This window comes from Citrobacter sp. Cy070, from assembly GCF_030332245.1.
GTDB lineage: Bacteria > Pseudomonadota > Gammaproteobacteria > Enterobacterales > Enterobacteriaceae > Citrobacter > Citrobacter youngae.
Genome location: NZ_JAOWIG010000006.1, coordinates 14,033 through 40,456, shown reverse-complemented (window position 1 = coordinate 40,456; position 26,424 = coordinate 14,033). Strand labels below are relative to the sequence as shown.

General features: G+C 53.6%; 17 protein-coding genes. 6 read left to right on the top strand and 11 right to left on the bottom strand.

The genetic code is table 11. The features are described from left to right. Window positions 1-65: 65 nt before the first annotated feature. From OGY19_RS00265 to smpB, 6 genes are all read right to left on the bottom strand, one after another. On the bottom strand, window positions 66-1,229 hold the full coding sequence (locus tag OGY19_RS00265) for a beta-barrel domain-containing protein (protein ID WP_137376301.1): 1,164 nt from the start codon (window positions 1,227-1,229) through the stop codon (window positions 66-68). Window positions 1,230-1,236: 7 nt separating this feature from the next. After that, a complete protein-coding gene (locus OGY19_RS00260; protein ID WP_115601630.1) occupies window positions 1,237-3,423 on the bottom strand; it encodes a type I secretion system permease/ATPase in 2,187 nt (728 codons plus the stop codon). Continuing rightward, a complete protein-coding gene (locus OGY19_RS00255; RefSeq protein WP_124021039.1) occupies window positions 3,420-4,829 on the bottom strand; it encodes a TolC family outer membrane protein in 1,410 nt (469 codons plus the stop codon). The genes OGY19_RS00260 and OGY19_RS00255 overlap by 4 nt, the downstream gene beginning before the upstream one ends. Window positions 4,830-4,930: 101 nt before the next feature. Then, window positions 4,931-10,771: a BapA/Bap/LapF family large adhesin gene (locus OGY19_RS24520; RefSeq protein WP_502873217.1), complete on the bottom strand. Its 5,841-nt coding sequence runs from the start codon at window positions 10,769-10,771 to the stop codon at window positions 4,931-4,933. After that, on the bottom strand, window positions 10,726-15,840 hold the full coding sequence (locus OGY19_RS24515) for an Ig-like domain-containing protein (RefSeq protein WP_502873215.1): 5,115 nt from the start codon (window positions 15,838-15,840) through the stop codon (window positions 10,726-10,728). The genes OGY19_RS24520 and OGY19_RS24515 overlap by 46 nt, the downstream gene beginning before the upstream one ends. Before the next feature lie 579 nt (window positions 15,841-16,419). After that, window positions 16,420-16,902 carry an SsrA-binding protein SmpB gene (gene smpB, locus OGY19_RS00245; RefSeq protein ID WP_003031211.1) on the bottom strand — a complete coding sequence of 161 codons (483 nt, stop codon included), beginning with the start codon at window positions 16,900-16,902 and terminating at the stop codon, window positions 16,420-16,422. A 154-nt stretch (window positions 16,903-17,056) separates the two neighbouring features. Between smpB and ratA the strand changes: the two genes are divergently transcribed. After that, complete coding sequence (ratA, locus tag OGY19_RS00240) at window positions 17,057-17,500, top strand: type II toxin-antitoxin system toxin RatA (RefSeq protein ID WP_003031213.1); 444 nt, start codon at window positions 17,057-17,059, stop codon at window positions 17,498-17,500. Next, window positions 17,484-17,780: an RnfH family protein gene (locus OGY19_RS00235; RefSeq protein ID WP_003839823.1), complete on the top strand. Its 297-nt coding sequence runs from the start codon at window positions 17,484-17,486 to the stop codon at window positions 17,778-17,780. The genes ratA and OGY19_RS00235 overlap by 17 nt, the downstream gene beginning before the upstream one ends. 50 nt (window positions 17,781-17,830) lie before the next feature. Here OGY19_RS00235 and bamE read toward each other — a convergent pair whose 3' ends face one another. The 3 genes from bamE to nadK all read right to left on the bottom strand — a co-directional run bounded on the left by bamE (window position 17,831) and on the right by nadK (window position 20,950). After that, window positions 17,831-18,175 carry an outer membrane protein assembly factor BamE gene (gene bamE, locus OGY19_RS00230; RefSeq protein ID WP_003826401.1) on the bottom strand — a complete coding sequence of 115 codons (345 nt, stop codon included), beginning with the start codon at window positions 18,173-18,175 and terminating at the stop codon, window positions 17,831-17,833. A gap of 149 nt (window positions 18,176-18,324) precedes the next feature. Next, window positions 18,325-19,986 carry a DNA repair protein RecN gene (gene recN / locus OGY19_RS00225; protein ID WP_286596179.1) on the bottom strand — a complete coding sequence of 554 codons (1,662 nt, stop codon included), beginning with the start codon at window positions 19,984-19,986 and terminating at the stop codon, window positions 18,325-18,327. 85 nt (window positions 19,987-20,071) lie between these two features. Further along, on the bottom strand, window positions 20,072-20,950 hold the full coding sequence (nadK, locus tag OGY19_RS00220; RefSeq protein ID WP_005130436.1) for an NAD(+) kinase: 879 nt from the start codon (window positions 20,948-20,950) through the stop codon (window positions 20,072-20,074). Window positions 20,951-21,072: 122 nt separating this feature from the next. Between nadK and grpE the strand changes: the two genes are divergently transcribed. Continuing rightward, complete coding sequence (grpE, locus tag OGY19_RS00215) at window positions 21,073-21,666, top strand: nucleotide exchange factor GrpE (RefSeq protein WP_048212941.1); 594 nt, start codon at window positions 21,073-21,075, stop codon at window positions 21,664-21,666. Between the two features lie 49 nt (window positions 21,667-21,715). Here the strand turns inward: grpE and OGY19_RS00210 are convergent, their stop codons facing one another. Together OGY19_RS00210 and OGY19_RS00205 are read right to left on the bottom strand one after the other, a co-directional pair. Then, window positions 21,716-23,005: an HlyC/CorC family transporter gene (locus tag OGY19_RS00210; protein ID WP_101742785.1), complete on the bottom strand. Its 1,290-nt coding sequence runs from the start codon at window positions 23,003-23,005 to the stop codon at window positions 21,716-21,718. Between the two features lie 18 nt (window positions 23,006-23,023). After that, window positions 23,024-23,815: a cytochrome C assembly family protein gene (locus OGY19_RS00205; RefSeq protein WP_048212939.1), complete on the bottom strand. Its 792-nt coding sequence runs from the start codon at window positions 23,813-23,815 to the stop codon at window positions 23,024-23,026. A gap of 165 nt (window positions 23,816-23,980) precedes the next feature. Between OGY19_RS00205 and ffh the strand changes: the two genes are divergently transcribed. The 3 genes from ffh (at window position 23,981) to rimM (ending at window position 26,407) form a co-directional block, all read left to right on the top strand. Continuing rightward, window positions 23,981-25,342 (top strand): signal recognition particle protein, encoded by a 1,362-nt coding sequence (ffh, locus tag OGY19_RS00200; protein ID WP_115601633.1) that lies wholly within the window; start codon window positions 23,981-23,983, stop codon window positions 25,340-25,342. Between the two features lie 249 nt (window positions 25,343-25,591). Next, a complete protein-coding gene (gene rpsP, locus OGY19_RS00195) occupies window positions 25,592-25,840 on the top strand; it encodes a 30S ribosomal protein S16 (protein WP_003031228.1) in 249 nt (82 codons plus the stop codon). Between the two features lie 18 nt (window positions 25,841-25,858). Next, window positions 25,859-26,407: a ribosome maturation factor RimM gene (rimM, locus tag OGY19_RS00190; RefSeq protein ID WP_003031230.1), complete on the top strand. Its 549-nt coding sequence runs from the start codon at window positions 25,859-25,861 to the stop codon at window positions 26,405-26,407. Window positions 26,408-26,424: the final 17 nt, after the last annotated feature.

Sequence of the window (26,424 nt, the reverse complement as noted above, 5' to 3'; positions counted from 1 at the left end):
TAGAACAAGTATAACAGACTTGTGACACGCGTGACCAGCCCCCACAACCCTTTAACCGCAAGGATTTACCGCTCGCGCAGTGCTTCTTTTGCACGATTAAATGGTTTGATTAAATAGTCGACGATGGTTTTTTCACCTGTTTTTATATCCACAGTGGCAATCATGCCCGGTACGATAGAAAAATGGCGTCCCAGCTTGTTCTGCAAGAAGTCCTGATGGGTACGGATAAACACGCGGTAGTAGAAAATTTCCGGTTTCACTTTGTCCTGAATGGTGTCCGGGGAGATTGTTTCGACCACGCCCTCCAGCCCTCCGTAAATGGCGTAGTCATAGGCAGTAATCTTCACCAGCGCCCGCTGTCCGGGGTGGATAAACGCGATATCGCGCGGTGACAGGCGGGTTTCAATCAGCAAATGATCGTCTACCGGGACAATCTCCATCATTTCGCCGTTAGGAGGGATCACGCCGCCAATCGTGGTGACCTGGATGTTTTTTACGATACCGCGCATCGGGGCGCGAACGGTCAGGCGGGTGACGGAGTCTTCGCGACCTTTTAAGATAGCCGCCAGCATATCTACCTCGGCGTTGGCCTTCGACAGCGCTTCACGCGCCTGCACGTAATATTGCGAGCGCAGATCGGTTATTTTGAGTCCAAGATCGCTTTTTTGTCGTTGCAGGCGCAGCACTTCTACGTGGCTGGCGGCACCGCTTTTCTCCAGCCGTTGGGTAATGGCCAGCTCTTTATTTACCGAGACCAGCGCATCCTGCAGTTCCACCATAGAATCAGCAAGCTGCGCGCGACGGCTTTTATACAGACGCGTTTCGGAAGCGATAAGATCCGGCCAGGCGCGCAGTGAATCGGGAAAGACCAGCGGCAGATCGTTAACTTCGGCATTGAGCCTTGCGCTGGAGGCCAGTGATGCGCGATAGCGGGCGGCGCTTTCACCCACGTTGGACTCCGAACGCGTTGGGTCGAGGCGGGCGACAATCTGGTTGGCCTGAACTTTATCTCCTTCGTGCACGCTGAGTTCGGCGAGGATCCCTCCGTCAAGCGACTGCAATACCTGTTCGCGCGAGCTGGGGATCACTTTCCCGCTGCCGGTTGAGACTTCATCCAGCTTGCCGAAATATGCCCAGATCCCCAGGACTGCAAACAGCAGCGTGCTGAGCAGAATAATGCGGCTGGCCCCGGAAAAACGGTGTTCCCGGCGGATATCGAGGTCGTCCATGGCGGCGTCATGCGGATTGGTTTTCATTTTTCCACTCCCGACCGTGAGTAGGGGCTGGTGCCCGGCTCGCATTCAACGCCTGCGCTTTCGGGGCATCCATGACCAGTTGACCTTCTTTGAGCACCACCACGCGTTCGACCAGTTCCAGAACCGGTACGCGATGGGTTGCAACAATCAATGTGCGGTTGCCCAGCCACAGGTTCAGGCGCTGAATAAACTCCCGTTCGGTATGTTCATCCAGCGAGGCGCTGGGTTCGTCGAGCAGGACAATATTGGGTGAGCGTAGCAGCATTCTTGCCAGCAGGATCGACTGCCGTTGGCCGCCGGACAGACCGTTGCCGCCTTCCATAATGGGGTGCGCCAGCCCTTTGGCGAGCTGTTTAACGAAAGCCGCCGCGCCGCTGACCTCCAGCGCTTCGAAGATCTGCGCGTCGCTGGCATGCGGTGCGCCGAGGGTCAGGTTCTCGCGTAGGGTGCCGAAAAACAGCCGAGCATTCTGGCTGAGAAAACCGATGTTGCGGCGTAAATCGGCCATATCGATCTGCGCCAGGCTCAGGTTGTCGAGCCGGACATCGCCCTGGATAATCTCCACGCCACCCGCCATGGCCTGCAGCAGCGTTGATTTCCCGGCGCCGTTACGCCCGAGGATCGCCACCCGTTCGCCGGGCATGACCTCCAGGCGCGAGATCCGCAGCGGAACGCGCTGATCGTCGCTGTGGTAGCGAAAGTGTGCGTTCTCAAACAGATAATGGCCGTGAAAAATCTCCTGGTGTACCCGGTCTTCATCGTGCTGCGTCTCGGTGGGAAGTTGCATAATGCTGTCCAGCCCCATTTTGGCTGCTTTGACCTGCTGCCAGCGGGCCAGCACACCACACAGGTTAGCCATCGGGGCGATCATTCTGGAACCGAGCATTGAAGCCGCCACCACGGCCCCGGTGGTCATCGTGCCTTCAATAACCATCGGCGCACCAAACATAATGATGGCGGCGTAAACCAGGCTTTGTACTGACATCCCCCAGCCGATCAGCCCCTGGGTAAGCTTGCGTGTGCGTAACCCGGACTCTCCAGTAATGCGGATATAGCTGTTCCATTGCTGTAAAAAGCGGTTTTCCGCCTGCATCAGCTTGATGTCTTCCAGCCCCTGAACGCTCTCGACCAGCACCGCGTTGCGCAGAGTGGATTCATGTGCGGCCTGGTTAGCAAGCACCGCCAGTTTTTTTTGTAATAACAGACCCGGCAGAATCATCAGAATGGCGGCGACGGGGGCTATCCACGCCAGCGGTGGAGCAATGCACGCCAGTACGACAATAAACAGAAAGAAAAACGGCAGATCGACAATGGTCGACATGGTCGAAGAGGTGATCATCTCACGAACCTGTTCCAGCTCGCGCAGTTGAGAAATAAAGCTCCCCGTTGAGCGGGGGACAGCGCTGTTGCGCAGCCGCAATGCGTGGCTAAACACGCGATCGGAAATGCGCATATCGGCGCGTTTGCCGAGCAGGTCCATGATGTGGGTACGCGCTTCTCGCAGCAAAAAGCCAAACAGCACCGCCACCAGAACACCGGTAGAGAGAACATACAGCGTTGGATAAGACTGGGCGGGGATCACCCGGTCATAGACCTGCATCGAAAAGATAATCCCGGCAAGCGACAGGACGTTAATCAGAAAGGCGGCAATCATGACCGGCAGGTAAGGGCGGATATCTTGTAAAACCAGCTCGCGTATCCAGTCGGGTCTAAAGCGCGAAATATAGCGATCAACCCGACCGTCTTTTAATGCCGATAACGGGCGCAGTGCGGTGATAGTATGGATTTCTGGCAGAAGCTCAGCCACTGCCAGCCGGTTGCGTTGTCCCTCGTCGGCGATGATAAAAACATCCAGGGCATCTTCACCGTTAAAATGTTCGATCACCATGATTTGGCCGTCGTGCAGTTCCGCCACCACCGGTAAACGCCATTGGTTAAGTACCTGCTTTGCGGTATCCAGCGTATGAAAGGAAAGTCCCGCCTGGCGCGCTAATTGCGTCAAAGCAAGGGTTTTGCTTTTCCCCTCAAACCATGGGGCGTTAGCCTGAATAGCACCAGGCGAACAGGCAACGCGATAGTGGCTGGCAATATGCGTCATTGCCTGCGCCCACTGGCTCAGGGTGGGTTCGCCAATAGCATCTTCAACAACAGGCTCGACGTCGCTCATAGCTGGATCTCCACCGATTGAATGCTGCGGTTATTTAAGGCGAACGCCTGGCGCAACGATCCGGTGTTGTAGAGGCAGTTCAGTTGTAGCTGGCGAAGCTGGCTTTGGGTCTGGAGTTCGGCAAAACGGGCCTGATACACCTCCTGTTCGGCGTTAAGAACATCAAGTAATGGGCGTGAGCCGAGATCCAGATACTGCTGTTGATACAGTTCGCGCGTTTGTTCGCTCAGCCGCTGCTGGCGGCGCAGGATCTGCAATGCAGTCGCGAGACTCATTGCCTGGCTGTGGGATTCCAGTAATTTCTGTCGTACTTCGAGTCGGGTGCGCTGAATAGAGTACTGTGCGGACTCTACCGCGTGGCTGGCGGCGTTGCGTCGGGCGGTGAGCCCGCCTCCCTGATACAGCGGCATTTCGACTTTTACCCACGCTGAGTACTGCGTTTTGTCGAGCACCTCATGGCTGGGGTATTTGTCGTTGAGATAGTGCTGAACAGATGGCTCCAGGGAAATGGTTGGCGTCATCTGCGCGTTGGCGTAATCAAGGTTGGCCTGCGCGACGTTCGCCTGCGCCCAGGCCGCCAGCACTGCAGGAACTAACTTATCCTCCGGTTTTACCACATCGCAACTGCTGTCCAGTTTTACCGGAAACTCATTGCTGATGCCGTTAAGCGAGTTCCAGCCGAGATAGCTCATCAATGTCGCTTTGCTACTGTCGAGATTGGCCTGATATTGCGCCAGTTGAGAACGTGCGGACTCGATACGCGCATCGGTTTGCACTACGTCTGACAGCGAGGTCGCCCCTTCATCATTACGTTCTCTGGTCAGTCGACCAATACCGTTTAGCGCGACCAGTTGTTCTTCGGCGGCATCCACCATCTGTTGCCATGTCTGAACCTGGACGATGGCATTGGCGGTAGCGTGAGCGACAGTATCGATGCTGAGTAACACGTTTGCCTGTTGCTGCGCTGAACCGGCGGTTTCGGCGCGCACCTGGCTGGCGACTTTGCCGAAGTCATACAGCATTTGTGACACCGAAATGACCAGTGCAGGGCTGAAGCCATGGTCAGTGTAGGTATTGCTGTAGCCGTTGTTCATTCCGGCTGTAACTTGCGGGTAATATTTCGCTTTCGCCACGTCTATCTGCTCATTTTGCGAGAGCAGTTTGCCAATGGATTCACGAATAGAAGGATGCCAGCTCACGGCGCGACTCACCGCGTCGTTAAGCGTCAGGCTTCCGGGAGCGGCAACGCTTAGCGGTAGATCGGCCACAGAACCATCCAGAGAGGGAAGCATCTGACTGGTTGCCAGCCCTTCCGGCGTAATAATTTGCGGTTCATCTTCGGCATTCGCACGAACGGAACAAAACGTTAATGCCAGCAGTACAGCAACAGGGGCGACATTTCTCATAGTTTATCCCTTGCAAAATAGGGCAGTGACGATTGTTATTACCCCGGACGTCATGGCATCCGGGGCTGTTGTTATATCGTTATAGCGGTATGGCGTTCGTTTCAGGTCACAATGTGATTTTGTTGGATCAGCTCATCGAGCGTGGTGTGTACGTTCTCCAGCGTTACGAGGTTAGTGGTGTGGTACGTGTTGCCTGTACCGTCGCGATCAATGGACACGATGGTGTTGTTACCGCTGGTGGTCACTGTGAGGTAGTTGCCGAGCGTGGCATTTTGTCCGTTCCAGCCTACCAGCAGGTCGCCGATGTCGATTTTGTCGCCCTGAGCCAGTGAAAAGTTGGTCCAGTTGTCCGCAGTCCCGTTACCGCCGGTAGCGTCGTTGGCATTGAGCAGGTGATAAATCAGCGTATCGCCGTAGACCGATCCGGTGATCACGTCATGCTGTGCGGTGCTTGCCATCTGCGGGTTCATATTGATGGTCAGCGTAGCGGTGTCCGTGTGCCCGTTTTGGTCGTTCAGCGTATAGGTAAAGGTCTCTTTGCTGAGCATCGACGCTACGGTTGTACCCGGCTTCAGCGTGTAGATGTATGAGCCATCCAGGTTCATAGTCAGTGAACCATAATGACCCTGAATTGTTGCGCTACTGGCGCTGCCGGCCGGATTGAGGGTGGCGGTACTGCCGTTAAAACCGGTGACAGTGAGCTGGGTATGGACGGTTGAGAGCTGATCGTGCGCGCCAGCGGCATCACTGCCATCAAAAATATTGCCATTCACCGTCGTGGTGTTAACGTCCCAGGTATTGAGGTGCCATGTCGTACCCGTGACGTTTGGCGTAATGCTGACGTTGCCAACGGCCAGTCCCCCCATTGTTCCTGTGAAGCTGATGCTGTAATGACCAGCGGCTAGCTCAGCATTACCCAGCGAGACGGCAATTGAACTGCCTAACAGGCTGATAGAGCTGGCGGGTACAGAGCCAGAAAGCGAGAATCCGTCAGGACCGGTGATTGTCCAGGTTACGCCCAGCGTACCGACGGTGATAAGTGTGCCGATGCTGAAGTTGAGCGTGGCGCCTTTCAGTACGTCATTTGTTGCGATATCAAACGAACCTGTACCGGTTGCTTTGCTCCCCAGCGTCGGAATTGTCGCGGTGCCCAGCGCGCCACTTCCATATGCCGTAGAGTCCTGAATGGTACTTACCGCCATCATGCTGCTGACGTCATTTACTGCGTCCAGCGCTTGCGGGGTCGCCGTAATGTTCAGCGAGGCGCTTCCTGTATCGCCATTGGGGGCTTTGACCGTATAGACGAAACTGTCCGGTGTGCTGATACCGTCTGCGCCCAGTCCGCTTTTCAGCGTGTAGGTGTAGTTCCCTTTTGCATCAATAGTCAGCGTGCCGTACTGTCCGTTAATGGTGGTAGTGCCCGGTGCGTTAACGGCGACACCGTTCACTTCGGTGATAACGGTATTAGCCGGAGCCGAGTCGTTGGCCAGCAGATTTCCATTGGTTGCCGCACTCAGGCTGTCGACGGCGTAGGTGTGATCGGCCTGAATATTCAGGGTATAGTTGGTCAGCAGCGTCAGGCCGCCGGAAGCGTTAAGCAGGAACAGATAGTCACCGCCCGGCAGCGTAATGGTATACGCCGGTGAATTGCCGCTCAGTAGGGCGGTTACCCAGTTCGGTTGTACCCGGTACTGCTCATACTGCTGAATAGACTCGTTGAAGCGGTAGACATAGAGATCAAAGCCGCCCAGCGTTACGCCAAGTACGCTGGCCTGAACCGTTATCGTTCGGGTCGCGCCGTCATCAACGTTGAATTTAATCGGGTTGGTCAAACCGTTGACCAGGCTGACATCCAGCAATTGTCCCAAACCAACACTGGCGAGCGTGAAGCCGGTTTGTTGTGATGGATGGTTGTCGACTGCGATGACCTGCGTCCCGTAAGTCAGCGCAGCCACATCGTCTGCCGCCGTTACCGTACTGGTGGTCGGGGCCTGACCCAGCGTGACCACCAGTTTTGCTGAGGAGTGATCGCTACCATGCGTTAGCGTGTAAGTGAAACTTTCGGAACGGCCATACACTGAGATTGACGTATTGGTCAGGGTATAGGTGTAGCTACCATTCTGATTGATATGCAGAATGCCGTATTTCCCCTGCACATCAATGCCGCCCGCCGGGACGTTCACGACGTTGCCGTTACCGTCAGTGATAGCGGTGACCAGCGTGCCGGAAGGGGCGTTATCTTGACCGTTAGTTGGATCGGTATCGGTGATGATGTTACCGGATTCTGTGGTCCCCCCAGTGATGGTTCCGCCGTTGGTTTTCACCACGGCAACGTCCAGGCTAGTATATGCGCCAGTCGCCAGCAGGTTAGTGTTGAAGCTGACCACGCGATAATCCCCGCCTGTCAGCCCATCATAATTGAGCGTCACTCCAGAGGCTCCGATGGTCAGCAAACTGGCAAAATTGGGTTTTGAGGTATCGACCACGGTTATCCAGGTGTTGAGCAAGGAGTCATAGCGCTGGATAACAATCTCCATTGAGCTTAATAGTGACAGCACAATGCCGGTCGCCGCGGCGTTAATGGTGATGGAGCCACTACCGCCAGACTGGATGCTGAAATTAACACTTGCCGTGTCGTTACCCAGCACATTGGCGACATTACCCAGTGCGTTCACCAGCAGGAAACCGTAATCGCTTTGATGTTCAGTTCTGATTGTCACGTCAGTCTGTAGCGGCAAACGGGTGACATTATCTTCAGCCAGCAGGGGGAGTACCGGCGCGATGACGCTGGCAGGCGATGACGTGTTACCTGCCGCGTCGGTTGCCGTTGCAGATAACGACTGACCTTCAATCTGGCGTACAGGCAAGGTGGCACTGTAGACGCCACTGCTGTTGGCGACCGCTGTCACGCTGGTGCCGCCAGGCAGGGATATCGTCACCGTACTGCCGGCTTCGGCAATGCCGCTCACTGTTCCGCCATCGGCGCTGATCAGAATCGTAGGAGGTGGCGGTGGCGTGGTATCCACAATGACGCTGAACGAGCCAGACAAAACGCTCGAGCCGTTGGCATTTGTGGCGTTGGCAGTAAACGCGTGGTTGCCTTCGCTGAGCGCACCGGATGGGGTAAAGCTCCAGATCCCATTCCCGTCTGCGGTTGTGCTCCCCATCAACGTGCCGTTGTTATACAGGTTGATAACGGCGTTTGCCTGCGCAGTTCCGCTCAGTGTTGGGCGGGTATCATTCGTGGTTTTCCCGGCGGTGACCAGGCCCGTGATAGTGCCGACATCATCGAATACGCTGGAGATCACTGGCGCAGGCGGTACGCCGGTAAACGGGGCCAGTACGTTACCCGCCGTACCGATGTTGCCTGCGGCGTCCTGTGCGCTAACCAGCAGCGTTTGCCCACTAATTTGCGGTGGATTCAGGGTAAAGGTGAAGTTACCGGAAGCATTCGCTGTCGTGGTGCCGAGTACCGTTCCGCTACCAGAGGTGATAATGACCGTACTGTTCGCTTCGGCCACGCCGGTTAACGCCGTACCATTGGCGTTGACCGCCAGCCCGGTTGGAACACCGGGCGCGATGGTATCGACCACAATGGCTGCCGCAGACGATAATCCACTGGTATTCCCCGCCGCATCTGTCGCCGTGATGGTAAAAGAATGAGCCCCTTGAGCCAGAGCAGTGGACGGCGTGTAACTCCAGTTGCCGGTGCTGTCAGCCGTTACGCTGATAACAAAACTGCCATTATCATAAATATCGACTCGCGCGTTGGCCTCTGTGGATCCGTTCAGGGTTGGGCGTGAGTCATTGGTGGGCTGGTTGCTGCCAATCGCACCGGTGTTGGGGCCAACATCATCAATAATGCTACTTATTGAAGGCTGTGCCGGGGCTGTGGTGTCCACCACCACGGTAAAACCTGCTGTTGCGCCGCTGGTATTACCTGCCGCATCGGTAGCGGTTACAGTGAAGGTATGGGACCCGGTCGCGAGCGGCGTGGTCGGAGTAAATGTCCAGCTATTATTGCCTTGCACCAGCGCAGTACCAAGCAGAGTGTTCCCGTCATAGATGCTGACAGTGCTACCGGCTTCGGCGGTACCGTTGAGCGTTGGGCGGGCATCGTTGGTTAGCTGCCCATTGTCCAGCGCTGTATTGAAAACTCCCCCTGCGATGTCATCTATGACCGAGATCAGTTGTGGGATTGGCGGTGGGGTCGTATCGATATTAATAATAAATCCGCTTGAGGTGGCACCGATATTGCCTGCGGCGTCGGTGGCGATAGCAGTGAATGTATGTTGGCCGTTGCTCAGTGTGGATGGCAGATATTCCCACGTCCCATCTATTGTGGCTGTTACCGTCCCCAGCAGCGTGCCGTTATCGTAAATCGCGACCCGGGCATTCGCTTCCGTTGAGCCACTGAGCAGCGGACGGGTGTCATTGGTCCAGGCTCCACTGGACAGAGTCCCGGTGCCGGGCTGTACATCATCGACGGCCTGGATAATGGTGGGGGCAAGCGGGGCAACGGTATCCACAATGATGTTAAATGCGGCGGATGACTGACTGACGTTTCCGGCTGCATCCGTGGCGGTCACCGTGAGCGCATGGTTACCATTTCCAAGTCCGGCTGTTGGCGTGAAGTTCCAGGCTCCATTGGCGTCTACCGGAGCGGTACCGAGATAGGTACCATTGTCATAAATTTTGATCGTGGAATTGGCTTCTGCCGTACCACTGAGCGTGGGTTGCGCATCATTTGTGGCCTGGCCGTTGTTCAGATTGCCCGTCAGCGGGCCGACATCATCTGCGACCTGAGAAATGACGGGTATACCCGGCGATATGGTATCGACGATGAGCCCAAAGCCGTTCGACGCAAGGCTGGTGTTACCTGCACTGTCGGTCGCGGTGACGGTCAATGTATGTGGTCCGTTGCTCAGAGCATCCGTTGGGGTAAAGTTCCAGATACCTCCCGCACCCACGGTGGTAGTGCCAATGGGTTGACCATCGCTCAGAACGGTAATGGTCGCTCCCACTTCGCCCGTGCCACTCAGTGCCGGACGTGTTTCGTTTGTCGTCTGCCCATTGGTTATCGCGCCTGTTGTGGGCGCCGTATTGTCCAGCACCGTGCTAATGATGGGGGGCTGTGGGGCGATAGAATCCAGTTCGAGGGTAAAGGACGAAGATACCCCACCCATATTGCCCGCCTGGTCGGTGGCAACGGCGGTAAAGATGTGTTGCCCCTGAGTCAGTGGGGCATCCGGCGTGAAGCTCCAGTTGCCGGATTCATCAACCTGGGTTGTACCAATATCAACGCCTTTATCGCGGATGGTGATAGATGCGCCGATCTCTCCTTTGCCGTTCAGCGTGGGTTGTGCATCGTTAGTCAATTGTCCGTTAGTCAGCGATGTGTTGCCGGGTTGATCGTCAATCACCGAGGTAATGTTCGGCGCCGCGGGCGGCAGCGTATCAACTACCAGAACGAAAGGTGGGCTTGCCGGGCTGATATTGCCAGCGCCATCCGTGACGGTTGCGGTTAACGAATGATTGCCTTCACTAAGTGCTGGAGCCGGTGTAAAGCTCCAGTTGCCGTTTTCATCGCTGGTGGTTGTGCCAATTACCGCGCCATTATCGCGAATGGTAACCACTGAATCGGCCTCGGTGACGCCAGCAAGCGTTGGGGTGTTGTCGTTGGTTAGCTGTCCGGATGTAAGAGATTGCGGGGTACCGACGTCGTCCGTTACCGTCACAATAGAGGGCGCGCTTGGGATTAACGTATCGACAATAACCCGGAAGCTGTTGGAGGGATCGCCCTGGTTGCCTGCCGCATCCGTTGCGCGTGCGGTAAAGATATGCTCGCCTTCTCCCAACCCATTTGTCGGAGTATAGCTCCAGTATCCGCTGCCACTCACGGTGGTTGTGCCAATCGCGATACCTTTATCGTAAAGGGTGATAGTCGCACCCGCTTCGCCAGTTCCATTGAAGGTCGGCGTGCATCGTTGGTAATTTGTCCGGTATCTAACGATCCTGTACCTGGTAACACGTCGTCAATCACACTGGTGATCGCGGGGGCTTGTGGGGCGGCAGTATCGATAGTGATGGCGTAATTGGGCGACAACCCACTGGGTTCTGAGTTTACAGTTTGCGATACGGTGAAATTGTAGGTCGTGCCGTTTGTCAGTGGAGTGGATAATGGATAGCGCCATGCGCCGGAAACGGCATCGGCGGTGACCGTAGCGATTACATTCCCATCCTGATAAATTGTAACCGTTGCTCCTGCCGTGGCGGTTCCTTGTAACAGCGGTGAGGTGTCATTGGTGGATTTACCGTTGCCAATCACTCCTGTAACGGGAGAGACATCATCAATGATTTCGAGAGTTGGCGGATGCGGAATACTGGAAGTGGCCGCGTTAAACGGCGTAGGGTCGCTGCTATTGCCCGCCTGATCCTGGGCGATTGCATTCAGATTCTGCCCCGTAGTTTGTGCGGGTGATATCGTGACGGTGTAGACACCTGTAACGCTGTTCGCAATGCCCTGACCCAGTACCGTGGTACCATTTCTGATGATGACGGTACTGCCCGGCTCGGCTGTCCCGCTCACCAGCGTGCCGTTCGGGTCAACATAGGTGACGATTGGCTCGGCAGGAGGCTGCGTATCGAGTATCAACATCACAGGGTTTCCTGCCGCCAGGGAATTACCCGCGGGATCCCTGGCGCCGAACGTCAGCGTGTGCGGGCCATCGCCCGTCAGCGTAATCTCAATACTCCAGCTACCATTCGCCGCAACGAGGGTTTCGGCAATGGGATTGCCGCCATCGAAAATGACTACCGTACTGCCCGGCGCACCGGTCCCGCTTATTGTTGGGGTGGTATCATCCGTGATGCTACCGTTGGTCAATGAACCGATAATGACGCCAGCGTCATCTTCAATATCTGTAACCTGCGGTAGGGTCAGCACGGTGCTGCTAACCGTAAACGCTACGCTGTTTGATGGGGTACTGGCGTTCCCCGCCGCATCGGTTGCAATGGCCGTTAGCGTATAACTTCCGTTTGCCAGTGCCGTCCCAGGAGTAATACTCCAGGTGGTGCCAACCACCGTTGTGGTACCGATAATCGTACTGCCGTTGTACAGCGTGATCGTGTCGCCGTCAGTGCCGGTTCCGCGAATAGTTGGCGTCGTATCATCTGTTATTGCGCCAGGTGCAAGATCGCCCTGGAAACCACCGACATTATCATTGACGGCAAGAATAACAGGGGAGGCAGAGGGCGTTGTATCGATCTCCAGGAGGATGGCATCTGATGGCGGGCTGACGTTGCCAGCAGGATCGGTCGCCGTAATGGTCACCTGATAAACATCCTGGGGAAGTGGCACTGATGGTGTAAAGCTCCAGCTACCGTCTGCCCCAACCGTTGCGGTACCCTGCGACGAAGAGTTGCCATTAAGATAGAGGGTAATGAGATCGCCGACACTCCCCGTGCCGCTGAACGTTGGCGTGGTGTCGTTAGTCATGCCGTTTGTCACGACCCCGGTTATCGGATTGACGTCGTCCGTAATGGTGGGCGGGAGCGGTTGCGTTGGCGGCAGATTATCCACCGTCAGCGTAAAGCCCGCCGATGGGATCCCTGTGTTGCCCGCCGCGTCGGTCGCCGTGGCGGTGAATTTATGCGGCCCATCGGCAAGTGAGGTCGGGGTAAATGTCCAGGTGCCGTCTGGCTGTACGGTAGTGATGCCGGCGAGGCCGCCATTCTCATAAATCGTAATTGTCGCACCCGGCTCACCTGTTCCGGACAGTTTAGGGTTGTCGCTTTTCGTGCTGCCGCCATTACTCAGTGCTTTAGTTTCAATGCCAATAAGCCCTTCCGCTGAGGTGATGATCGGGGCCGCGGGTGGTGTTGTATCGACAGTCAGCATGAAACTTCCGGCGGTACTGGCGTTACCCGCCGCGTCTGTCGCGATAGCTGACAACGTGTGCGAGCCTTCACTAAGTGGCTGGGTGACCGGGAAACTCCAGCTTCCTCCGGCCACAACGGTGGTCGTTCCAATCGGTGTGGCACCATCGTAGATAGTGATGGTGGAGCCAACTTCTCCGGTCCCCTTCAGTGACGGCAGGTTATCGTTTGAACGGCTACCAGAAGGCAAGTCAACGGGTGCATTGCCGATGTCATCTGTGGCGGCTGAAATAACCGGAGCCCCAGGAGGCTGGGTGTCAACGGTAATGGTGACAGTGACGGGGGAGGTGACGACGTTACCGGCGGCATCTGTTGCTGATACTGTAAAATGATGGTCGCGATCGGCAAGCTGCTTGTTGTCCGGGACGGTATAGCTCCAGGTACCTGACTTGTCGATGAGCATCACCGTCATCAGCAAACCATTATCATACAGGTTCACCAGCGAGCCTGGCTCGCCGGTCCCGGAGAGGGTCGGCGTGTTGTCGTTGGTTACCCAGTTGTTATTCGCGATGTTACCGGTGATGGTTCCGACGTCATCGCTAATCAGAGTAATAACCGGGACGGTCGGCGCGACGCTATCGACAATGATTTTCCAGCTGGCGGCGCTACTGGTGTTGTTGGCGGCATCAGTTGCCGTAACCGTAAACACGTGTGCGCCCTGGCTCAGCGCGGTGGTCGGCGTGTAGTCCCAGTTACCATTGATATCGGCGGTAACGGTGGCTAGCAGGGTGCCATTATCATAAATTTTTACCTGCGAGCCCGCTTCGGCGGTGCCCTTAATTTCCGGTTTATCGTCGTTTGTCAGCGTGTTGTTATCAATTTTTCCGATGACGTCGGGAACATCATCTAAGACGGCAATAATAATCGGTTGGTCTGGCGCGGTAATATCCGGAGCCAACGCGGAAGCGGGCAGACTTTCGTTGCCTGCGCTGTCCGTTGCGGTCACTTTTACCGTTTCACCATTGTTTTGTGACGGGGTGATCGACACGGCAAAATGACCGCCGCTGTCTGCCTGACCCACGCCAATCGTATTCCCGTTGCTGTCTTTTACGGTGATAGTGCTGCCGATTTCAGCATGTCCACTGACTGAACCACCATCCCCGGCGACAATTACCCCTGTCGGTGCGTCAGGGGCGGTGCTGTCTGGTGCGGTGACTGCTGTGTTATCACTGGTATTACCTGCTGCATCCGTTGCATTGGCGACAAGATGTTCGCCGTTCGTTTGTGGCGGAACCAGTGTGGCGGTGAAATCTCCGTCAGCATCAGCGGTGGTCGTGCCAATGATAGTGCCACCAGGATTGAGAATATGTACGGTACTGTTGGGCTCTGCCGTGCCGGAAACCTCATCGCCCGCGTTATTGATTGTCAGGTTTGCGGGCGGTAGCGGGGCGGTGATATCGGGAGCGAGTGCTGTTTCTGGCAAACTCGGGTTTCCTGCTGGATCGGTAGCGATAGCGGCTATGGTTTCGCCATTGGTTTGTGGTGGGTTTATGGTGATAGTAAACGAGCCATCTGGCCCGGTAACGCCACTGCCGATTAAATGATTATTATTGTCGGTTATAGTCACGGTACTGCCGGGTTCAGCCGTACCAGTGACGACAGCACCATCGGCAGATACGTTCAGATTGTCTGGTGATAACGGCGGCTGAGTATCGATATTGATATTGAATGCCGTCGATATTCCCCCCGTACCCAGGTGGTTGGTTGCCGTAGCGGTGAAGGCGTATGAGCCGTCCCGCAAGTTTGTGCTGGAGGTCCAGTCCCAACTACCGTTGCTGTCGGCGACGACGCTGTCGATATATGCCCCGTTATTGTAAATTTTAACCGTACTGTTGGCGTCAGCTGTTCCGGAAAGCGTTGGGGTCGCATCATTAGTGGACTGATTGTTGGTCAATGACCCAACGGAGGGCGCGACATCATCCATAACGCTGACAATCACGGGGACGCCTGGATAACCGGAATTTGAGGCACTGAATGAGGTATCTGGCCCGATATTGCCTGCTTCATCCTGAATCTTTGCTGTCAGCGTTTCACCATGTGTTTGCGAGGGTGATATGCCAATAGTGAAGGTGCCGCCTGAACCGACGATTGCTGAACCCAGAACCTGGTTGTTACTGCCAATGATGGTGACAGTGCTTCCGGGCTCTGCACTACCCGTCACCATGGTGCCTTCCAGGTTCACTGAAGAAATTACTGCGGCGGCAGGTGGGGTGGTATCGACGGTAATGACCCAACTGTCTGAGATTGCGCTGCTGCCCGCATTGTTTGATGCGCTGACCGTAAACTGGTGAGCGCCTTCCGCGAGCGGGGAAGATGGAGTAAACGTCCAGTTGCCGTTGGCATCGATAGTGACCTGTCCTATTTCGACACCGTTATCAAAAATATGTAAGGTGGCATTTGCGGGACCAGTGCCCTGAAGAGTAGGCGTATTATCGTTGGTGGATTCCTGCTGATTGACAGGACCTGTAATCAGCTCCTGATTATCGATCACGCTGGTAATAACGGGCACGTCTGGCATGTTAGGGGTTGTTGTCGGCGGATCGCCACCATCGCCATTGCCATTGTCATTGCCGTTGCCATTGCCATTGCCATTGCTATTGCCGTTCCCACCATTATCGTTTCCGGCGTTGTTATCGCTCCCCCCACCGCCACCGCCACCGCCGCCACCTGCAGCGAGGCCAACTCCGCCAGCGACCGCGATCCCGCCAAGAACCCAGGGCCAAACTGCGCCTCCTTCATGACTGCCTTCGCTCGCCATCAATGGGGTGAGATCGTCCAGATGCTGATAGTGGAATGCGCCATCCGTATCCTGAACCCACCATAGTGCGCCGTTACTATCTTCAAGTACGAGCTGGCTTTGTTCATCACCTTTGCCAACGTAAAAGTTTTTAATTGTGATAGTTTCACCAGAGCGGAGTGTGACAATCAGATCCTGATTTACGCGGGTAAGCTGACTGATTTCTTCACGAGAAACAGACAGCTTCACGATGGAAGGTGAATTGAGCGTGACTTCTGAAGCTTCAATATTTGTGGAAACACCAGTCAATTTTGATACAACGGCGAGTAGACGCATATATTCACTCCTGATGGCAGGCCGAGAGTATTAATCCACAATAGCGTGTTGGGAGAATGAGCTGACAGGTGCCCGTTCATCGTATAGATGAGTTTGCACATGTGGTTTCATTGATTAGGTCACGCAGGTATCAGTTTGTTTTTCGAATACGTCAGGGCCCCTGAGTCTGAATAGTTCTTTCGTATTAGATGATATAGTCAGAAAGGATGTATTACGCAAATTATCTATATTAAAAATACATTGAGGTAATTGAAAAGGATACTTTCCAGTACGTGTTTTGGTTGTTGTTGAAATCTAACTCGCTGTATATAAAGTTGTTTTTCTTCTTTGTGGTTTTTTACAAATCTAATAAACACCAGTAATAATAGTGTTATTGGTGAGGCGTAAAATATAAACGATACGGTCTTGAAGTTTTATTTTATTAAGCTATGGACCCGATAAAATAATGAAAATACTATTTTAGGTTTGAACGATTCAGCGGTGTAAAAACTATAATTTTGGTGAATATAATGGGTGGGTTTCAATAACTAAACAATAAGAGCCAGCCTCATGATGAGAGACTGGCCGCTGAGAGGGGATTTATCGACCTGCATTTTTCATAATACGAGCTTTGTCCAACTGCCACTCACGTTCTTTTACATCGGAACGCTTGTCGTGCTGTTTCTTCCCTTTTGCGACGCCAATTTTGACTTTGCACCAGGCATTCTTCCAGTACAGCGAAAGTGCCACGACGGTGTAACCGTCACGATTCATGCGTCCATATAAGGAGTCAAGTTCGCGTTGGTTTAACAGAAGCTTACGGGTGCGAGTAGGGTCACACACGACGTGCGTTGAGGCAACGGCCATCGGCGTGAAGTTGGCGCCAAACAGGAACGCTTCGCCGTCTTTGAGAATGACATAGCTATCGCCAATATTGGCCTTTCCTGCGCGCAGGGATTTGACTTCCCAGCCTTGCAGTGCGAGTCCAGCTTCGAACTCTTCTTCAATAAAGTATTCGTGTCGTGCGCGCTTGTTGAGCGCGATTGTGGCTGAGCCAGGTTTGTGTGCTTTTTTCTTCGTCATAATGCCGCTCAGTATAGGTAATCTGGAATTGAAAAACACCCCATTTCATCCAGCGGGGCGCAAGGCGCTATCTTAGCACGAGTTGGGCTATAGCGTTTTTTTTAGCGGATGATAAATGGTATTATTTGCACGATTGATATTGATGGAAATTGTTATGCCTCAGATTAGCCGGACCGCTTTAGTACCTTACAGTGCGGAACAGATGTATCAGTTAGTGAATGATGTTAAATCCTATCCTCAGTTTTTACCGGGTTGCACCGGAAGCCGCGTCCTGGAGTCGACTCCGGGGCAAATGACGGCCGCTGTGGATGTCTCGAAAGCAGGGATCAGCAAAACGTTCACCACGCGTAATCAACTGACCAGTAACCAGAGCATCCTGATGCATCTGGTCGATGGACCGTTCAAGAAACTGATTGGCGGCTGGAAGTTTACGCCACTAAGTCATGAAGCGTGTCGTATTGAGTTTCATCTCGATTTTGAGTTCACCAATAAGTTAATCGAACTGGCGTTTGGCCGCATCTTTAAAGAGCTGGCTTCTAATATGGTACAGGCCTTCACGGTTCGCGCGAAAGAGGTTTACAGTGTCAGCGTCGGCTAAAATTGTCGTTGAAGTAGCGTACGCGCTGCCCGAGAAACAGTATCTGCAGCGCGTGACGTTGCAGCAGGGCGCAACCGTCGAAGAGGCGATTCGCGCTTCGGGATTGCTGGAGCTACGTACTGATATCGATCTCAGCAAAAATAAGGTGGGCATCTACAGCCGTCCGGTTAAGCTTGCTGATGTTTTGCATGACGGCGATCGGGTGGAAATTTATCGGCCATTGATTGCTGATCCGAAAGAACTGCGCAGGCAGCGAGCAGAGAAATCCGCTAAAAAATAACAGACAATAAAAAAGGTGCTCATTGAGCACCTTTTTTTGATCTATCAAACCTACTTGTTGTCGGTCAGAGCAGGTTTGTTATCAATGTTGGTTAATACGCCGCTGCTGTTAAAGGTCAGCGTCAGCGTTTGCTGAGTAACGCCTTCATGCCCTGGCTGCTGACGGAACACATAAAACCAGGTGTTAGTACCAAAAGGATCGGACATCATTGGTGTACCCAGTGCATAAGCAACTTGTTGCTGCGTCATACCTGTACGCACTTTGGCGACATCGGTAGGTGTCAGATAATTTCCCTGGTTGATGTCAGGGCGGTAAACCACTCGCTCCAGAGTGGAACAGCCTGCAGTCAACATCAGTAGTACTGCTGCAGCAGCAGTCAGCGTTTTACAGCGCATAGTGATTTGATTCCTTTTCGGGCCCGAGCAGTACGCGGCTCATATGTAATATGCCGATGATAATAGACCTTTCACCACTTTAAAACCTTTTGCTGTCGGGTCGGTCGGCGATTTTATGTTGAACTCAGACCGTCACAAGGTAAAAAAGTTTATGCCGCCAGCAGTTCTTTTGCATTTGCGAGGGTATTACGTGTCACTTCGCTACCGCCAAGCAGGCGAGCTAATTCCTGCAGGCGAGCGCGTTTATCCAGCGGCTGCATGTGTGTTTCGGTCATTGCGCCGTCAGTTTCTTTGCTGACATAGAAATGTTGATGACCGCAGCCAGCAACCTGCGGCAGGTGAGTCACACACATCACCTGGGTTGATTCACCCAATTGACGCAGTAGCTTACCCACAACCGCTGCCGTCGGACCACTGATACCAACGTCGACTTCATCGAAAATCAGCGCAGGAGTTTCCATTTTACGCGCGGTAATCACCTGAATAGCCAGCGCAATGCGCGACAACTCACCACCGGAAGCGACTTTCGCAATCGGCTGTAACGGCTGACCCGGGTTAGTGGTAACTTTGAATTCCACACGATTGGCACCGTCTGCGCTCAGATGGTGTTCCTCAAATTTCACATCAATGCAAAAGACACCGTGCGGCATCGAGAGAGCATGCATGCTTTCTGTGATGAGTTTCCCCAATTCCTGAGCATAATGCTGGCGCTGTTGGTGCAGCATTTTTGCCGTTTCCAGCGCCTGCTGGTGGTGCGTGTTTACCGCCAGGGTTAAGGTTTCGAGCGAGTCAGCCTGATCGTCAAGCTGCTGTTGCTCATCAAGCAGGGACTGGTAAAACTGTGGCAGCGCTTCAGGGGCAACATGATGCTTTCGCGCCAATGAAATTTGTCTGGAAATACGCTGCTCAAGTTCGAACAAACGGTTAGGGTCTAAATCCAGACGATCGCAATAGTGGCGCAACTCATCGCTGGCTTCGCTGAGCTGGATTGTCGCCTCTTCCAGCATGTCCAGAATACCGGAGAGCTTACCGTCCATTCCCGCCAGTTCACTAACCAACTGTTTTGCCGTGTACAGCTGGCTTTGCAGATTAACGTCTTCGCCGTCTGCCATGATCGCCAGCGCTTGCTGGCTGGTGGTGAGCAACTGCCCGCTGTTAGCCAGACGCTTGTACTCTTCATCAATTTGCTCAAACTCGCCTGCCTGGGGGTTGAATTCGTTCAGCTCTTTTAACTGATATTGCAACAGTTCCGCCCGGGCAGCGCGCTCCTGGCTTTGTTGCTGATGATGCGCCAGGTCGCGGCAGCTTTGGTGCCAAAGCTGGTAGCGCGCGGACATTTCCTGAATCAGGGATGCTTCATTAGCGTAACCATCAAGCAGGGACTTTTGGTGTTCCGATTTTGTCAGGAGTTGATGTGCATGCTGGCCATGGATTTGAATAAGCAACTGGCCCAGTTCACGGAGCTGTGACAGGGGAACGGCAGTGCCATTGATAAATCCGCGGGAGCGTCCGTCGCTGCTGATTACGCGGCGTAACAAACACTCACGACCTTCTTCAAGCTGGTTCTCTTCCAGCCAGCGTAGCGCCGCAGGGGTATCTTTTAAAGAGAAGCGCGCGCACAGATCGGCGCGTGTGGCATCTGTACGCACCATGTCGGCCTCTGCCCGCCCGCCCAGACACAACCCGAGAGCATCAATGGCAATGGATTTACCCGCACCGGTCTCGCCGGTGATGACGGTCATTCCGCTTTGGAAATCGATCTCCAATTCACGAACGATAGCAAAATTGCTGATGGTCAGTTGTGCCAACATAGTTGTTTTCCTGTATGAAAAACCATAACTGTGATTACATACAGTATAAACTGGTTTTTTATACAGTAAAGAGGTTGACGTTAAATTAGAATAATTTTTTTGACCAGCCTAATTTAGTGCTTAATGTATTGAAATAACTGTAATCTTTTGGGTGTATCAGGTTCAGATGATAATCACAGCGGCGAATCAATACGTCTTCACCTTCCTGGATAGGCAGGGCGATCTGGCTGTCACAGCTGATCTCAAGATCGTTGCGGCGATGAGAAAAGCGCAGGCGAATGGTACTGCTACTGTTGATTACCAGCGGTCGCGCGGAAAGCGTATGCGGGAACATCGGCACCAGCGTAATAGCATCCAGGGAAGGGGTGAGGATGGGACCTCCGGCAGAGAGCGAATAGGCGGTAGAGCCGGTCGGGGTGGAGATAATTAGCCCGTCTGAACGCTGGGAGAAGGCAAAGATTTCATCGATATAGACTTCAAATTCAATCATGTGCGCCACTTTACCGGGGTGCAGCACAACTTCATTGATGGCCGTGCTAATGCGCTTCTGGCAATCCTGCTGGCACACCTGGGCTTCGAGTAAAAAGCGCTTTTCGCTGATGTAGTGGCCTTCCAGTACGTCAGCTAATTGCTGTTGGGCATTGTCCGGGTCAAGATCGGTCAGAAAACCGAGATTGCCGCGGTTAATCCCGATAACTTTGATGTCATAGCGTGCCAGGGTGCGTGCAGCCCCCAGCATATTGCCGTCGCCACCGACGACTACGGCGAGGTCTGCTTGCTGACCAATTTCTGCGAGCGTACCGGTTTTCACATTTTTCAACTGCAGCTCGTGGGCGATTTGTTGCTCAACGATAACCTCATAACCTTTGACGCACAGCCAGCGGTAGAGCATTTCATGTGTGGTCAGTGCAGTGGGGTGACGTGGATGCCCCACAATGCCAATACACTTGAAATGTTTGTTCATTTTCTCGAGGTCCTTGTAACGAAGATTAGTGACAATGTGAGTACTTCCCTTGAAACCCTGAATCTTATCCCCATAATAATCCAGGTTAGCGAGATGAATGCGAAAAAAACGCGGAGAAATTCATGAGTAGTAAAGAACAGAAAACGCCTGAGGGGCAAGCCCCGGAAGAAATTATCATGGATCAGCACGAAGAAGTTGAGGCGGTAGAATCAGACGCTTCTGCTGAGCAGGTGGATCCGCGCGATGAAAAGATTGCGAATCTGGAGGCTCAGCTTGCAGAAGCTGAAACGCGCGAGCGTGACAGCGTGTTGCGTATCAAAGCGGAAATGGAAAACCTGCGTCGTCGTACCGAACTGGACGTAGAAAAAGCGCATAAATTTGCGTTGGAAAAATTCGTCAACGAACTGCTGCCGGTGCTGGATAGCCTGGACCGCGCGCTGGAAGTGGCGAACAAAGATAATGACGCGATGGCGGCGATGGTTGAAGGTATTGAACTGACCCGCAAGTCGATGCTGGATGTTGTGGCGAAGTTTGGCGTGCAGGTGGTTGCGGATATCGATGTGCCGATGGACCCGAACGTACACCAGGCTATTGCAATGGTTGAGTCTGATGAAGTTGCTGCCGGTAACGTGCTGATGGTCATGCAGAAAGGCTATACCCTTAATGGACGTACCATTCGCGCGGCAATGGTGTCTGTGGCGAAAGCAAAAAGCTAATCAGCCTCAGACCGGGTAGTGCTGATGCGTTACCCGGTCTGGATTATCCTCACTGGTCAGATACGCTTTCTCGTAGCGGTTTGACCGGCAATACCTGCACCTGCTTAATCATATTGTCCTGCACGTCGAGAATATCGATATCGTACTGCCCAATACGCACTCGCGTGCCGGCAACGGGGATCTCTTCCAGTGCTTCAAGGATAATACCGTTTACCGTTCGCGCATCATCTTCCGGCAAATGCCAGTTAAATGCCTTATTGATTTCACGAACGTTGGCGCTGCCATCAATAATTACTGAACCGTCATTCTGCGGCGTGACTTCTTCGGCAAGCGTTGGTGACATTGAAGTGGTGAAGTCACCGACAATCTCCTCCAGAATATCTTCAACGGTGACCAACCCCTGAATATCGCCATATTCGTTGACCACCAGGCCGACCTTCTTCTTATTACGCTGAAATTTGATCAACTGAGTGCTGAGCGGGGTGCCTTCCGGGACAAAGTAGATCTCGTCGGCGGCGCGTAGCATGGTCTCTTTGGTGAACTCCTTTTTCTCGGCCATGAGTCGCCACGCTTCACGCACGCGCAACATGCTAATGGCATCGTCCAGCGAGTCGCGGTACAGCACAATACGCCCGTGCGGGGAGTGAGAAAGTTGGCGGACGATAGACTTCCAGTCATCGTTAATATCGATACCGATGATTTCGTTACGCGGGATCATAATGTCATCGACGCTGACTTTTTCCAGGTCCAGCACGGACAGCAGCATATCCTGGTTACGGCGAGAGATTTGCGAGCGCGATTCATTCACCAGCGTGCGTAGTTCATCTTTACTCAGTGAACCGCTCACCACGATATCCGTTTTGATGCCCATCATCCGCATCAGCAGACGCGTGATGGTATTCAGTAACCAGACAAGCGGCATCATCAGTACTTGCAGTGGCGCTAACAACACGCTGCTGGGATAGGCCACTTTTTCTGGATACAGCGCGGCAATGGTTTTGGGCAATACTTCAGCAAATACCAGTACCACAAAGGTCAGGACCCCAGTGGCGATTGCCACGCCCGCATCGCCATACAGACGCATACCGACAATGGTCCCGAGTGCGGAGGCCAAAATATTCACCAGGTTGTTGCCAATGAGGACCAGGCTTATCAGACGGTCGGGCTTACGAAGTAATTTCTCAACGCGTTTTGCCTGACGATTTCCCTGTTTTGCCCGGTGTCGCAGACGGTAGCGGTTCAGGGTCATCATTCCGGTTTCGGAACCGGAAAAATAGGCGGAAATGACCACCATAATGAGAAGCGTGACAATAAGCGTGGTGGTGGAGATGTGTTCCACGTAGGGTTCCTTAAAGATTTAACTCACGAACTGCTGCAGGATGCGGCTGCCGAAATAGGCCAGCGTCAGAATACCTGCGCCTGCGACGTTAAACCAGACGACACGACGTCCGCGCCAGCCTTCATGGTAATGTCCCCACAGCAGAACGATATAGACAAACCATGCCACGATAGACAGAACGGCTTTATCAATATTTTCTGTGCTGAACAGGTTGTGCATATAAAACAGGCCAGTACACAGCGTCAGCGTCAGCAGAACCACGCCTATCTGGGTGATATGAAACATCTTCCGCTCAATGCTCATCAGCGGTGGCATTTCATTGCTGAAGGCCAGTTTTTTGTTTTTCAACTGGTAGTCAATCCATGCCAGTTGCAGCGCATAGAGCGCGGCGATAATCAGCGTGGCGTAAGCGAACAGCGATAACCCGATGTGAATCATCATGCCCGGAGTTGCTTCGAGATGGGTGATGTATTCGTTGGGCATAAACGTAGCGCATGCCAGATTGATTAATGCAAACGCATAGACGATCGGTAGCAATAGCCAGCCGCGGTTGCGCGAGGCCACAATGGTCATGACAGTACAGATCATCAGACTAACCAGAGAACCGACGTTCAGCAGGCTCAGGTTTTGTCCGCTTTCACCACCTGGCAGAATACGTGCTTCCAGGGCAAACGCGTGACAGACCAGCGCGATAACCGCAGAAAGAATAGCCATACGCCGCCAGCCGCTGTTTTTTTGCAGCAGGGCGGGAACGATCAGCGCAAGGCTGACGGAATAGGCGACAAGGGCTAACAGAGCAAAAACGGGCATATGGGTGTCGACAGTTGGCCAAGGATAAAGAAAAGCAGTATAGCGTTACGTGACCGCTGCTCCAACCGTTGCATAACAACAAAGGCGGCTTCATGTTATACTGCGACAAATTTCTGTTGATGTGTCGCTGTTGCGACCGACCGTTTCCACCTCAGGCGAGAGACAATGTTTGATAATTTAACCGATCGTTTGTCGCGCACGCTGCGCAATATCAGTGGCCGTGGACGCCTTACTGAAGACAACGTTAAAGAGACGCTGCGCGAAGTGCGCATGGCGCTACTGGAGGCTGACGTTGCGCTGCCGGTAGTGCGTGAGTTTATCAATCGCGTAAAAGAGAAAGCGGTTGGTCACGAAGTTAACAAGAGCCTGACCCCGGGTCAGGAGTTCGTCAAAATCGTTCGTAGCGAACTGGTTTCGGCGATGGGCGAAGAGAACCAGACGCTAAACCTGGCGGCACAGCCACCGGCCGTGGTGCTGATGGCGGGCCTGCAGGGTGCGGGTAAAACCACCAGCGTCGGTAAGCTGGGTAAATTCCTGCGCGAGAAGCACAAGAAGAAAGTGCTGGTGGTCTCTGCCGACGTCTATCGCCCGGCGGCGATCAAACAGTTGGAAACGTTGGCCGAACAGGTCGGTGTGGACTTCTTCCCGTCGGATGTCGGCCAGAAGCCGATTGATATTGTTAATGCCGCGCTGAAAGAAGCTAAGCTCAAATTCTACGACGTGCTACTGGTGGATACCGCCGGTCGTCTGCATGTTGATGAAGCGATGATGGACGAAATCAAACAGGTTCACGCGTCTATCAATCCAGTAGAAACGCTGTTTGTTGTCGATGCCATGACCGGTCAGGATGCTGCGAATACTGCGAAAGCGTTTAACGAAGCACTGCCGCTGACCGGTGTGGTACTGACTAAAGTCGATGGTGACGCCCGTGGCGGTGCGGCATTGTCTATTCGTCATATCACTGGTAAGCCGATTAAATTCCTCGGCGTTGGTGAGAAAACGGAAGCGCTGGAGCCGTTCCATCCGGACAGAATTGCCTCACGTATTCTCGGCATGGGCGACGTGCTGTCGCTGATCGAAGATATCGAAAGCAAAGTTGACCGTGCACAGGCAGAGAAATTAGCAAGCAAGCTGAAAAAAGGCGACGGCTTCGATCTGAACGATTTCCTTGAACAGCTTAAGCAGATGAAAAACATGGGCGGCATGGCCAGCCTGATGGGCAAGCTGCCGGGCATGGGGCAGATCCCTGACAACGTGAAATCGCAGATGGACGATAAAGTGCTGGTGCGTATGGAAGCCATCATCAACTCGATGACGATGAAAGAACGCGCTAAGCCGGAAATCATCAAAGGCTCCCGCAAACGCCGTATCGCTGCCGGTTGCGGTATGCAGGTACAGGACGTAAACCGCCTTCTGAAACAGTTCGACGACATGCAGCGCATGATGAAGAAAATGAAGAAGGGCGGTATGGCGAAGATGATGCGTGGTATGAAGGGGATGATGCCCCCCGGCTTCCCCGGTCGCTAATCGTCCTGGCTTGTTTGCCATTTCGGCACCGGGGTGTGCTCGCCATCCTCACGTACTGCGTGTACGCTCCGGTGGCTGCGCGCACACCGGCACCGAACTGACGGCACCACCGACGGCCTTTTATAGCAGAGTTATCAACTGCTGATTGCATTTTCCCCAGAAATCAGTAAAATTTTCGGGCTTTTAATATGACACCCGGGCTCCGTTCCTCGATGGGGCCTGGGTGTTTTATTCACACAAGAGGATGTTATGGTTACTATTCGTTTAGCTCGTCACGGCGCTAAAAAGCGTCCGTTCTACCAGGTTGTTGTTACCGACAGCCGTAATGCACGCAACGGTCGCTTCATCGAGCGCGTTGGCTTCTTTAACCCAATCGCTAGCGAAAAAGAAGAAGGCACTCGCCTGGATCTGGATCGCATCGCTCACTGGGTTGGCCAGGGCGCGACTATTTCTGATCGCGTAGCTACGCTGATCAAAGCAGCAAACAAAGCAGCTTAATCTGTCACGGTGGTCATGATGAGCAAGCAACTCGCCGCACAGGCTCCTGTAGAACCCATCGTTTTGGGGAAAATGGGGTCTTCTTACGGTATCCGTGGTTGGCTCAGAGTGTTTTCTTCCACTGAAGACGCCGAAAGCATTTTTGACTATCAGCCCTGGTTTATCCAGAAGGCGGGTCAGTGGCAGCAAGTACAGCTGGAAAGCTGGAAGCACCACAATCAGGATCTGATCATCAAGCTGAAAGGCGTTGACGATCGTGATTCGGCGAATCTACTGACTAATTGCGAAATTGTCGTGGATTCCTCGCAGTTGCCAGCGCTGGAAGATGGTTCCTACTACTGGAAAGACCTTATGGGCTGCCAGGTAGTGACCACTGAAGGCTACGATCTCGGTAAAGTCGTCGATATGATGGAAACCGGTTCGAATGACGTCATCGTCATCAAGGCAAACCTGAAAGATGCGTTTGGTATCAAGGAACGTCTTGTGCCGTTCCTCGATGGGCAGGTTATCAAGAAAGTCGATCTCGCTACTCGTACTATCGAAGTAGATTGGGATCCTGGTTTTTAAACCACCGGATAAACGGT